Raw genomic sequence first — 11,836 nt, forward strand, 5'->3', positions numbered from 1 at the left:
GTTGTCCTCTAGCGCAGATAATCGGCGAGCGCTTCCTGCATGCAGGGAGCGTCGAGCAGGCCGCTGTGTTTGAAGAATCGGACGATGTTGCCTACCAGCGGGTGAGACGGCGTGATCGGAAAACTCATGCCTTCGACCTCTTCACGCAACGCCGCCTTGACGCTGGGGTTCACCGGCAGTTGCTCGATCAGCGCGAAATCAAACCCCTGCTGGATCTCGTTGGTCAGGTACTCACCCAGGAACACCGGCATGATCGAGGCCAGCACACGTTTGTCCTCTTCGCTCGCGGTATTCCAGTAAATGCGCGTCAACTTGGCCCAAAAGCCCGAATGTCGACCCTCATCCGCCAAGTGGTCGGCCATCAACCCCTTGACCGATGCCTTGACCGAGTCGTCGCGGGCAAACGCGGCAACATCGTTGGTCAGGGTGTTTTCCGCAATGGCCACGCAGATCAGCTCGACAGCAGCCTTGAGGTGCGCGGGCGCCATGGCCAATGCCTTGGGGATAGAACGGCTGAGCTCGATTTCCGCTGGCAAGGTGATGGGTTCGATGCCCGTCAACTCGATGGTCTGTTGCATGTAGTCCATCGCCACTAGCGCGTGATAGTCCTCATCGACGACCACGGTCATCGCGTCGTAACGGCACGCAAACGGAAAGCGGATAGCGAAGTTATCTTTCGCAATGCTCCTGGCGGTCTTGTCGACAATTTCGGTTTCGAAAATCACCACATCATTAATGAACTTATACAAGCTCTGAACGAGAACAAAATGCTGTAAGTGACTACACTTCTGCATAAAGGTAGCGCTCATGACCAATGGTTGACGACTGGTCGGAAATATTAACTTTTCGTCATCTTCCAAGCGTCGTCTCGGGCGCGTCCGAATGGTCGCCCTTTCCTCCCACGACTCGGAAAACGATTGATATGCTTCAGCTCTCATGACTACTTCCTTTATTCATGATACTCAGTAGTAGTGCACTTCAAACAACAGGCATCCGTCTTTCGAATTAAACGGCCCGTGCTCCGTGTGTGCGGCCCTGAAGAAGTAACTACCGTCGCGGTAAGTTTTCTCCGGGCGCCCCTCACTGGCCTGCTCTGTCTGGTCGCCGTCAATCAAATACACTTCTTCGTGATAATCATGGGTATAGATTTCACGGGTGCCGCCCCCAGGGTGAAAACGTACCAGACGTGTACGCACTCCAGTTTTCGTAACAGGGTCCAATGTGTCTTTGAAGACGGTCAGCGTGATACCGCGTTCAGAGGTCACCTCAAACCATTGGGCCTGGTCGGCCTCGATCACTTCGAAGTTCATGCCACGCACTCACTGACCGTTTCGCCCATGGCCACGCGCAGGTTGTCCCACAACGCCAGGCGGCTTTGTACCGCCGCGATAGCCGATACGTAGACCTCTTCCTGACGCTGCGCATCGCCATTGACCAGGCGCGCCAACAGGCTTTCTGCCGCCGGGCCGTGGTCTTCCGAGTCGACTTCGATGTGGCGCTGCAGGTAATAGCGAAAGGTTGGCGCGTCGTCTGCGGTGATATCCCAATCGTCCAGAATGCGCTGGAACATCTGCGGGATGACACTTTCACGGCCATGCAAAAACGCAGCAGCCACACTGTGGGTGGAAGCGTTGATGGCGGTTTCGATGGTGTCAGTGACGAAAGCCGACGCTGCCAGGCCTGCACCGCAACGGCTCAAGGCCGTTTTCAGATCGACGCCTTCGCGCATCAGTTTGACAAAGTGTTCGATCTTGTCGGTGCTGGCGCCGACTTCGCGCATGGCATGCAGGTAGAGTTCGAAGTGGCTGTAGTGACCGCCTTGCAAGTTCTGGTCGGACTCTTCGCCCAGGATGATTTCGTTGATCAGGTGCGCGGCCGCCGGGTCCACGGGAGGCAGCCAAGGCAGGCGAGTACAGGTGAGGTCCTGTTGCAGGCGCTTGGCCAGGGACATGAAATCCCACACCGCAAACACATGGGTTTCCATAAAGGCGCGCAGGACCGGCAGCGAATTGATTTCAGCAAAGATCCGATGATTGCCCAGCTCTACTTTCTTGGCGTTCAACAGCGTCTTTTTATCTTCCATGTTGCGCTCCTTATCAGGCTTTAGTTAACGCTGACCACTCGAGAGATACCCGCTTACCTTTTTTCAGGCATAAGCAGGCCTGCCTCGCCGTTCTTGGCCAGTGCTAGAGTCTTATTCAATTAAGTTGTACGGTTATGCTTCCGTGACCCGAAGGTCAGCCGTCGAAGCAAGACGAAACTTAGAGGAAGTTCATGATGATCAGCAAGTGTTTTTTGGAAAATTAATACAATTTATTTCCAAGTTGTAAAACCCACAAAAACAGAAGCCCGACCGAAGTTAATAAAATCAACTTCGCCAGGCAATAGTTAGCTAACACCCCTCAAGGGAGTGCAAACAAACTGTATGGAATTGCTAAGTTAGCAATTAACTAGTCTATGAACGCGGCCATTCGCCTTTTTACCATTCAAGTTCCCTCTTACCGCTGATAAGCGCCCGCGTATTACCTGCGGGCAGTAATGAGTTCAGTTCTTTGCTGATTGGCGCAATGCCAGGGCCGCGACCCCGCACAAGATCAAAGCAATACAGGACACATAGAACGCATCGCTGTAGGCCATCAGGTACGCCTCACGACGCACGGTGTGGATCAAGCCCTCAAGGACCTGCTGTTGAGCGGGTAATAGCTGGTTGAAGATAAAAGCCTCGCTGTCGGCCATGCTGGCGCGCAGGCGCTCCTGAAAGGCCGGGGAAAACAGGGTGATCGACTCCCCTACCCGCTCAGAGTGAAAGCGCTCGCGCATGGCCACGATCTGCGTCAGGCCCGCCGTGCCCACGGCACCACCCAAGTTACGCAGCATGGAAAACAAGGCCGAGGCCGAGCCGGCTTCATCTTTGGCCAGGCCAGACACCGCCAGCACGGAAAGCGCCACCATGATCAGCGGCTGCCCGATGCCCCGTACCACGGTGGACGGAATAATCACGTTGGCGGCGCTGTCCACGTCCAGGTGCGCGCCGAGATAGCACCCCAGGGCCATGATGAAAAAGCCACTGGCAACCATCAGTTTCGGGTTGAGCCACTTCATCAAGCGCGGCATGAACGGCGCCAGTACCAGTTGCACCATGCCGTAGGCGATCAGGCTGATGCCAATCTCCCGGGCGTTGTAGCCCTGCAACTGAGACAGGTAATTGGGCACCAGGAACACCAGGCCGAAGGTGGCCGCGCCAAAGATGAACATCGCTGCGCTGGCCACGCCGAAGTTGTAGCTCTTGAGCAGGCGCAGGTTGATGAAGGAGCGACTGCCATACAACTGCGACAGCACGAAGTACACCAAGGCAACGCCGGCAATCAGTGACATCCATACAATGAAATCGGAGCCGAACCAGTCCTTGCGGCCACCTTCTTCCAGCACGATCTGCAAGCCACCCAGGCCGACGATCATGGCGATGATCCCGCCCCAGTCGCCGCGCTTGAGCAGGCTCAACTGCATGGGCTTGGCATCGATCGACCATGCCACCGCCAACAGCAAGAGAATGCCGGGGGCCAGTTGCAGGTAGAAGATCCAGCGCCAGGAATAGGCATCGGTCAGCCAGCCGCCAATGGACGGCCCGGCGGCCTGGGCGACGCTGTTGGACAACGCGAACAGCGCCATGCCCATCGCGATCTTGCTGGGCGGCAGTTCAGTGATGATCAGCTGGAATGACAAGGGAATCAGCACTGCGCCGGCAGCGCCCTGGATTACCCGAATGATGATCATCACTTCCAGGTTGGGCGCCCAGGAGCAGGCAATGGACGCCACCAAAAATACAAACGAGCCCACGAGCATCACACGTCGCAGAGAGAACACCTGCACCAACCAGGCGGTCAGCGGGATCATCACGATTTCCGCGACCAGGTAGGCGGTGGAAATCCACGAGCCTTCCTCGAACGTCGCGCCCAGGGAGCCTTCGATCTCCGGCAGCGCGGCGCTGGTCACGTGCACGTTCATGCCGGCCATGAAACAGCCGAACAGCCCCCCGATCACCGCCACCCAGGCGCGAAAGGAGACGCTCTTTTCAGCCGCTTCAGTCATGTGCAGCGCCCTGCTCAGCTGGGCGGGTGTCCACCGTGGTGATCACCGACATGCCCGGCAGGATGGGCCCGCCTTCGTCATGCTCATCAATGACGATCTTGACTGGAAAGCGTTGCACGATCTTGGTGAAGTTGCCGGTAGCGTTGTCCGACGGCAACAGTGCGAACACCGCCCCGGAGCCTGGCGAGAAGCTCACCACATGGCCTTTGAGCTTGCGCCCCGAATAACTGTCGACGCTGATATCCACCGGTTGGCCGGCACGCATATCGCGCAATTGAGTTTCTTTGTAGTTGGCCACGACGTAAGCCTGCTGCAAAGGCACCACCGCCAGCAGTGGCAACCCTGGCGCGACGTATTGGCGGGTACGGACTTTGCGCTGCCCCACCACGCCGTCGATGGGTGAGCGGATCAAGGTGTCCTCCAACGCATGCGTCGCCAGGTTCAACTGCGCCTCGGCCTGGCTGCGCCGGGCTATCTGCTGCTGGAGCGAAGCCTGGGCCAGTTGACGGCGGGTGATGGCCACGGTCAAGCGGGTTTCCTGCTGGCGTTGCATCGCCTTGGCAATTTCCACCGCAGCATTGGCCTGGGTGTAACTGGCGGCGGCCGTTTCCAGACGCTGCGCGCTGGCAGCATGTTCGCGCACCAAGCCTTCGTAGCGACGCTGGTCAAGGCTTGCGCGGCGTAACTCAGCGGCCACACTGCGAGCATGGGCCTCAGCCTGGGCAACCCCGGCCTTTTGCTGGGCGATCAGGCTGTCAGTGACTGTCAAGTTGGCCTCTTGCGCTGCCACCGAGGCCTGGGTCTCGGCCAGTTCTGCGCGGGCTTGTGCCAAGCGGGCCTGGTAGTCACGGTCCTCGATGCGTACCAGCACATCCCCTGCCTTGACCGGCTGATCATCCTCTACTATCACCTCGGCCACGTAGCCTGAGACTTTCGGGCTGATGGGGATCCAGTCGGCCCGCACATACGCATCATCGGTCTGCTCCAGATAGCGGCCGACGGTCATCCAGTACACGCCGAACACCACCGCCGCGATCAACAACCCGGCGCCGCCCAGCAGGATCAGGTTTCTTTTGCGCCGTTGCTTACGCGCATGCATAAGTTGCTCGAGCACATTCTCCTGCTCGTCCTGGACAGCAGTTTTTTCATCAACGGCGATATTCATGGCTGGGTACCGGAAGAAGGGATAGACGCGTGGGTGGGCGCAGCGGCCGGGGTATCGACGGCGCCGGACTGCCAACCGCCACCAAGGGCACGGAATAGGTCGATCTGGCGTTGCAGTAACTGGCCATCGGCGTCGGCGCGCGTGGCCTGCAAGCGGATCAGTTCACGCTCACTGTCCAGCACGTCGAGAAAGTCGATAGAACCGGCGTCGTAGTTGAATTGGGCCAACTTGTAGGCTTGGCGGCTGCTGTCCAGCGCCCGGCTCAAGGCCGCGTGGCGCTGCCGTTCGCCGTCGTACAACGCCAGGGCCTGGCGCACCTCCTTGAGGGCCTTGAGGACGCTGGCCTCGAACTGCGCGACCTCCACCTGCTCGAGTGCCCGTGCCTGCTTGACCCGCGCGCGGTTGGCCTGCCAATTAGGGAACTGCCAGGTAATCAGTGGGCCGATGCCGAACATCACCGCACTGCTGTCCCCCAGCTCATGGGGTTTGTTGGCCGAGGAGGACACTGAAGCGCCGAAGGTCACCTTGGGGTACAGGTCGGCCTGGACGATATCCACTTGCAGCGTGGCCGCCTGCAACGCGCGCTCGGCCTGACGTATGTCGGGGCGGCGCGCCAATAGTTGCCAGCCATCACCCACCGGCAACTCGGCATTGAGTTGGGGCACCACTTCACACGTTGCGGCGCCAGAGCCTTGGTCCAGTTCAGCGACGCCGGTCAGCATGGCCAATTCGTAGAGCGCGGCTTGTCGACGCGCCTCCAACATCGGCAGCAACGCCTGGGTTTCGCCTTGCAGGGCTTGCATGCGGCTGTATTCAAGGTCTGTCACCACACCGGCCTGGCGCTGGCGATCGGTCAACGCCAGGCTATGCCCGACCACGTCCAACGAATGGCGCTGTACCTTGGCACGCGCCCCCAGGGCGCAGGCATTCACATAGGCGCGAGTGGTTTGCGCCACGACCGTGATGCGCAGCAAGTCCTCGGCATCCTGCGCCGCTGCGGTTTGCACGTGGGCACGTTCAATGGTGCGCTGAACCTGGCCCCACACATCCACTTGATAAGCCAGCTCGAAGCCTGGGTTGAATGCCCATTCTGACGGCGCATGGCTATCGGTGGCCTTGGCCAGCGTCTGGTCATCGGTCGTCTTGCCATAAGCGGCCCCCAGCGACGCCTGGGTGGACGGCCAGCGCTCGGCATCGGCCTGCTGGATCCCGGCCAGCATCGCTTGCACATGGGCCTGGGCCGCCGCCAGGTCGCGGTTGTGCAGTAACGCCTGTTGCACCAGCGCATCGAGTTGCGGATCGTTATACAACTGCCACCAGCGCTCAGGTAACACTTGGTCCGAGACACCTTGGGGCAGGTGGCTCAGGGCATTGATGCGTTCCGGATGTGGCTGTGCCGGTGTATGGGCGACCCAGGACGAACAACCCGCCAACAACGCCACCGCCATGCCAAGCAGCGAAAGACGGTAATGCCGTGGGAAAAGAGAAGGCGAACCCATCGAAGAAATCCAGAATGCCAAGTAGAGACGCAGGGTAAGAGAGCAACCGGTTGCGCATCTCCCGAGTTCCAGACAACCATCGTTTCGATTGGGACAATGTGCCGGCGCGCCCTCTGCGCCGCAGGCTCCATACACCAGGCACAGGTAAACATGGCCCTGCCTGGAGGCGGGGCCATGTTCAAAAGGAGGTGGTGCTATCGCCAGTCAGATTCAGACCAAGCGACAGTTACTCGGGGTGTAGCCCATGGTGCGTTTGAACATCGCGGTAAATGCACTCGGACTCTGATAACCATGCTCCAATGCCACTTCAAGGATGGAGGCACCACTGGCCAGCCGCTGCATGCTGAGCAGCAGCCGCGTGCGCTTGCGCCACTCGCCGTAACTCATGCCCAACTCTTTCTGGAACAGCCGAGCCAAGGTGCGTGAACTCATATTGAGTTGCACCGCCCAACTCTCCAGTTTCGACTCCTGAGAAGGGTTGTCGATAAAGTCCGCACACAGAGACTTGAGCCTAGGCTCGTCCGGTATCGGCACGTGAGCCAGCACCCTTTGCGCACGGTCAAGTTCCGAGAAAATCAGCTCGACAATCTGTACATGCCGCAACGACGCCGGGTGGCTGTCAGGCTCATCGCCGGCGGCCACAATCAGCTCGCGCAGCAAGGGTGAAACCCTGATGACCTCGCACTCCTCCGTCAAACGACGGTGCGCTCCCGGTGAGATCAACAAAGTGCGCATGCGCACTTCGCCGGTCATGCGGATCTGATGTTCCAAACCTGAAGGCACCCACAGGGCATGCCCGGAAGGTACCACCCAGGTGGTCTCCTCCACCGACACAAGCATCACGCCGTTGATGGCGTAGACCAGTTGGCCTTCGTCATGTCGATGCGAGGCCACGATGTCACCGTGGCCATAATTACCGGCAAGTGCCGCCAATGCGGTATGCGCGTTCATCTCAGGACGGCACCGCAGCATTCACCACGCTGAGCAGGCCCAGGCGCGATGCACGATTGACCGCACTGGTGACCGCTTCGAGGGAAGCGAGCAGGCTACTGCCATCGCGAGCGGCGCCGAACAGCAACTGGTTGCCCACGCGAATTTCCACATAGGCCAACGCCTCAGCCTGGGCACCGTCACGGGTGGCATGTTCGTGGTAATCGGCGATATCAAAATGAATGCCACGCTGGGCAAACGCATCGACCAGCGCCGCAAGCGGGCCGTTGCCCTCGCCACTCAAGTCGATGCGCTGTGTACCTTGTTCAAGGGTGGCCTCCAGGTAAGTCACATCGCCCTCGCTCACCAGTTTGGGGGCTCGTAACGCGTAAGGCTTGCCCTGCTCCAGGTAATGCCGGGTGAAGCAGGCAAGGATCATCTCGCCACTGATTTCCTGGCCGGAGCCATCGGCTTCCTGTTGTACCAGGCTGCTGAACTCCATCTGCAAGCGACGCGGCATCACAATGCCGTGCTGCTCCAACAGATAGGCCACTCCCCCCTTGCCCGACTGGCTGTTCACGCGAATCACCGCTTCATAGCTACGGCCCATATCGGCAGGATCGATAGGCAGATACGGCACTTCCCACATGCCCTGCGGATTGGCCTGGCGCGCCGCAAAGCCTTTCTTGATCGCGTCCTGATGCGAGCCGGAGAACGCGGTAAACACCAACTCACCGGCGTAAGGGTGACGAGGATGGGTCGGCAACTGATTGCAGAACTCCACCTCACGCTGGACGTGCAGGATGTCGGAGAAATCCAACTGCGGATCGATGCCGCTGGTGTAGAGGTTCATCGCCAGCGTGAGGATATCGACGTTGCCGGTACGCTCACCGTTACCGAACAACGTGCCCTCGACACGCTCGGCACCGGCCAGGCACGCCTGCTCCGCGGTGGAAACTCCAGTGCCCCGATCATTGTGCGGATGCACGCTGATGACCACACTGTCACGGCGACTGAAGTGCCGGCAGAACCATTCGATCTGGTCGGCGAAGACATTGGCGGTAGACACCTCCACGGTGGTGGGCAGATTCAGGATCATCTTGTTGCTCGGGGTCGGCCCGAACGTATCCGTCACCGCTTCACACACCTGCAATGCAAAATCCAGCTCGGTGAAGCAAAAGGTTTCCGGGGAGTACTGGAACGTCCACTGCGTATCGGGGTTCGCGTCCATGTGCTGCTTGATCTCTCGTGTTGCCTGGGTAGCAATCTCGATGCAGCCCGCCTTGTCCACATTGAAGACAACGTCCCGAAACACCGGCGCCGTCGCATTGTAAACATGCACGATGGCGCGAGGCGCGCCCTTCAACGCCTCAAACGTGCGTGCGATGAGGTGGCTGCGCGCCTGGGTCATGACCTGAATCGTCACATCATCAGGAATCGAACCGCTTTCAATCAGCTCACGGACATAGTCAAAGTCGGTCTGCGAAGCGGCAGGAAAGCCCACCTCGATCTGCTTGAAACCGACCTTCACCAGCAAATCGAAGAAACGCCGCTTGCGCTCGGCATTCATCGGCTCGATCAAAGCCTGGTTGCCATCACGCATATCCACACTGCACCAGGTGGGAGCAGCAGCCTGGACAGTGCTGGGCCATGTGCGATCCGGCAGGTTGACCGTGGTGAAGTGGCGATATTTGCGGGAAGGGTCCTTGAGCATCATGGCGTTTCTCCTTTTTCAGCAGTTTGTTTGTGTCAGACACACCACCGGCAATGCCGACTGATTGGATCCAATACTAAACGAACATAGTTTGATACAAATTGCGTTGTTGAGTTTGCGGAATGAAAAAATCCAAAGAAAAATCCAAAAAGCTCAAAAAAACCGAAAAAATATTGCGCAAAGAAATAAAAACAAACAATCAAAGACCGGAAGTCAGGAGTTACCGGCAAAATCAGTAAAAAAGAACCTATCGCTTGGATGAACGGGCTGAGGGAGCCAGGGAAAACATTTCTGACGGGCAAAAAAAACCCGAGAACCTTACCTGTGTAAGGCTCTCGGGTTTTCTGAACACACTTGATTGGATACCTGTAGGTTACGTTCAGGACGAGCAAAAAGCGACCAAAAAGGGGGTGACGACCAAAAAGGGGACCGACCAAAAAGGACCAAAAAGGGGACAGATTTATTTACCACCATCCAACCTCGGCCGCCCTTGCCCTCGGCGCTCAATACGAACGCCTGCAATCCTCTCAAATTCTTCAATGAAACGAGCAGTTCCGGTAAGCTGCCCCCGTTGCAACGCCTCACGAATAATTCTCGTCTCATCACTCGAAACGGACTGCTTCACAAATACCTTATAATTTTCGCGGCGCTTCAGCGTTGTATCTCCCAATATGGAAAAACAAGCATCAACATCAAGCCAGTCACTATCAGGCACCAGCCCTGTGCGGGCACTGTAACTTGACCATGGATAATCCGCCGCGTCAGCTACCATGCATGCACGAACCGGATTTAATTCAATGTACCGGCAGCAAGCTAGCAAGTAAGTCTCCGTTTGCATCACGCTTGATTTATACCGTCCCTCCCATAATGTACCTGTCCGCCCTTCTAACCTGTTTCGATACCGAGTGGCCCGAGCCGCGAGCGCCTTCATTAACTGCCCTAGCCCTGCAACCGAGTTACCCGGAGAAACCAGTAAATGGACATGATTAGTCATCAAACAGTAGGCGTATATTTTTATGCCAAATGCGTCCTTAAGCTCTCGAAGGTCTCTCACGTAGCGCTGGTAGTCCTCCTCGGCAGCAAAGATCACCTGGCGGTTGTGACCACGCTGTACAACATGATGAGGATAGTTGGGCAAAACGACACGTCCCACTCTGGGCATAGGTAACCTCCTTCCTTAGAGAATTACAGCCTAGCAAATGGGAAAAAAATAAATCTGCCCCCTTTTTTCGTCCCCTTTTATCCAGTCCCCTTTTATCCAAAACCTTACCCGATGCTGATGCAAACGCGTTCGGCGGCAAGGGCCGAGGTCAGGAGAAATGGACAACCAAAGAAGGTTAAGTAAGTGCCATTCAAATCTGTCCCCTTTTTCTACTTCTTCCAAATACTAGTGCCTTTTTTTGTCTTTACGACTTTTCAGCCATGACAACATCCAAATACCCGCACCTACTGGAACCCCGCAGTAAGCAGCGACTTTCAGAGAGGCATTGATAACGCCAGCCTCAAGCGCCCAATGACCCAGCTTGAAATATGCAATCGTCGCCACGAGTAAATTACCGACAATACCTACCACAAAAAAAACCAGAAAAAAATACACAGCTAGCGTACCCAATAGGTACCAACCTACCGTTTTTGGCTTCACTTATTACTTCCCATATTAGATACACCACGACAAAAAGCAAAAAGGGGACAGATTTATTTACCACCATCCAACCTTGGCCGCCCTTGCCCTCGGCGCTCAATACGAACGCCTGCAATCCTCTCAACTTCTTCAATGAAACGAGCAGTTCCGGTAAGCTGCCCCCGTTGCAACGCCTCACGAATAATTTTCGTCTCATCACTCGAAACGGACTGCTTCACAAATACCTTATAATTTTCGCGGCGCTTCAGCGTTGTATCTCCCAATATGGAAAAACAAGCATCAACATCAAGCCAGTCACTATCAGGCACCAGCCCTGTGCGGGCACTGTAACTTGACCATGGATAATCCGCCGCGTCAGCTACCATGCATGCACGAACCGGATTTAATTCAATGTACCTGCAGCAAGCTAGCAAGTAAGCCTCCGTTTGCACCACGCTTGATTTATACCGTCCCTCCCATAATGTACCTGTCCGCCCTTCTAACCTGTTTCGATACCGAGTGGCCCGAGCCGCGAGCGCCTTCATTAACTGCCCTAGCCCTGCAACCGAGTTACCCGGAGAAACCAGTAAATGGACATGATTAGTCATCAAACAGTAGGCGTATATTTTTATGCCAAATGCGTCCTTAAGCTCTCGAAGGTCTCTCACGTAGCGCTGGTAGTCCTCCTCGGCAGCAAAGATCACCTGGCGGTTGTGACCACGCTGTACAACATGATGAGGATAGTTGGGCAAAACGACACGTCCCACTCTGGGCATAGGTAACCTCCTTCCTTAGAGAATTACAGCCTAGCAAATGGG

11 protein-coding genes are annotated in these 11,836 nt (G+C 56.9%); all 11 read right to left on the minus strand.

The window, feature by feature from the left end:
* Positions 1 to 8 precede the first annotated feature (8 nt).
* The 11 genes from OC445_RS15245 to OC445_RS15295 all read right to left on the minus strand — a co-directional run bounded on the left by OC445_RS15245 (position 9) and on the right by OC445_RS15295 (position 11,794).
* Positions 9 to 938: a diiron oxygenase gene (locus OC445_RS15245; RefSeq protein ID WP_072448457.1), complete on the minus strand. Its 930-nt coding sequence runs from the start codon at positions 936 to 938 to the stop codon at positions 9 to 11.
* Between the two features lie 24 nt (positions 939 to 962).
* A complete protein-coding gene (locus OC445_RS15250; protein WP_089042406.1) occupies positions 963 to 1,310 on the minus strand; it encodes a DUF4437 domain-containing protein in 348 nt (115 codons plus the stop codon).
* Positions 1,307 to 2,083, minus strand: a complete 777-nt coding sequence (locus tag OC445_RS15255) for a DUF3050 domain-containing protein (RefSeq protein ID WP_054898387.1) — start codon at positions 2,081 to 2,083, stop codon at positions 1,307 to 1,309. Before OC445_RS15255 ends, OC445_RS15250 begins: the two co-directional genes overlap by 4 nt.
* Positions 2,084 to 2,544: 461 nt before the next feature.
* Positions 2,545 to 4,089 carry an MDR family MFS transporter gene (locus OC445_RS15260; protein ID WP_054918466.1) on the minus strand — a complete coding sequence of 515 codons (1,545 nt, stop codon included), beginning with the start codon at positions 4,087 to 4,089 and terminating at the stop codon, positions 2,545 to 2,547.
* Positions 4,082 to 5,254, minus strand: coding sequence for an HlyD family secretion protein (locus OC445_RS15265; protein ID WP_198790644.1), 1,173 nt, complete (start codon positions 5,252 to 5,254; stop codon positions 4,082 to 4,084). Before OC445_RS15265 ends, OC445_RS15260 begins: the two co-directional genes overlap by 8 nt.
* Entirely contained in the window at positions 5,251 to 6,753 is a 1,503-nt protein-coding gene (locus tag OC445_RS15270; protein WP_198790645.1) for a TolC family protein, read from the minus strand. The genes OC445_RS15265 and OC445_RS15270 overlap by 4 nt, the downstream gene beginning before the upstream one ends.
* 210 nt (positions 6,754 to 6,963) lie before the next feature.
* Entirely contained in the window at positions 6,964 to 7,704 is a 741-nt protein-coding gene (locus tag OC445_RS15275) for an AraC family transcriptional regulator (RefSeq protein ID WP_054899116.1), read from the minus strand.
* A gap of 1 nt (position 7,705) precedes the next feature.
* On the minus strand, positions 7,706 to 9,400 hold the full coding sequence (leuA, locus tag OC445_RS15280) for a 2-isopropylmalate synthase (RefSeq protein ID WP_034128567.1): 1,695 nt from the start codon (positions 9,398 to 9,400) through the stop codon (positions 7,706 to 7,708).
* 457 nt (positions 9,401 to 9,857) lie between these two features.
* Complete coding sequence (locus OC445_RS15285; RefSeq protein WP_262020204.1) at positions 9,858 to 10,559, minus strand: transposase; 702 nt, start codon at positions 10,557 to 10,559, stop codon at positions 9,858 to 9,860.
* 225 nt (positions 10,560 to 10,784) lie between these two features.
* On the minus strand, positions 10,785 to 11,039 hold the full coding sequence (locus OC445_RS15290) for a hypothetical protein (protein WP_146120443.1): 255 nt from the start codon (positions 11,037 to 11,039) through the stop codon (positions 10,785 to 10,787).
* 53 nt (positions 11,040 to 11,092) lie between these two features.
* Complete coding sequence (locus tag OC445_RS15295) at positions 11,093 to 11,794, minus strand: transposase (RefSeq protein WP_054918456.1); 702 nt, start codon at positions 11,792 to 11,794, stop codon at positions 11,093 to 11,095.
* Positions 11,795 to 11,836 lie beyond the last annotated feature (42 nt).

Source organism: Pseudomonas sp. Pse35 (assembly GCF_024519715.1).
GTDB lineage: Bacteria > Pseudomonadota > Gammaproteobacteria > Pseudomonadales > Pseudomonadaceae > Aquipseudomonas > Aquipseudomonas paracarnis.

Coding starts and splice junctions, on each gene's coding strand:
- OC445_RS15245 (WP_072448457.1), bottom strand. CDS start 938: ATGAGAGCTGAAGCATATCAATCGTTTTCCGAGTCGTGGGAGGAAAGG.
- OC445_RS15285 (WP_262020204.1), bottom strand. CDS start 10,559: ATGCCCAGAGTGGGACGTGTCGTTTTGCCCAACTATCCTCATCATGTT.
- OC445_RS15255 (WP_054898387.1), bottom strand. CDS start 2,083: ATGGAAGATAAAAAGACGCTGTTGAACGCCAAGAAAGTAGAGCTGGGC.
- OC445_RS15265 (WP_198790644.1), bottom strand. CDS start 5,254: ATGAATATCGCCGTTGATGAAAAAACTGCTGTCCAGGACGAGCAGGAG.
- OC445_RS15260 (WP_054918466.1), bottom strand. CDS start 4,089: ATGACTGAAGCGGCTGAAAAGAGCGTCTCCTTTCGCGCCTGGGTGGCG.
- OC445_RS15275 (WP_054899116.1), bottom strand. CDS start 7,704: ATGAACGCGCATACCGCATTGGCGGCACTTGCCGGTAATTATGGCCAC.
- leuA (WP_034128567.1), bottom strand. CDS start 9,400: ATGATGCTCAAGGACCCTTCCCGCAAATATCGCCACTTCACCACGGTC.
- OC445_RS15270 (WP_198790645.1), bottom strand. CDS start 6,753: ATGGGTTCGCCTTCTCTTTTCCCACGGCATTACCGTCTTTCGCTGCTT.
- OC445_RS15295 (WP_054918456.1), bottom strand. CDS start 11,794: ATGCCCAGAGTGGGACGTGTCGTTTTGCCCAACTATCCTCATCATGTT.
- OC445_RS15250 (WP_089042406.1), bottom strand. CDS start 1,310: ATGAACTTCGAAGTGATCGAGGCCGACCAGGCCCAATGGTTTGAGGTG.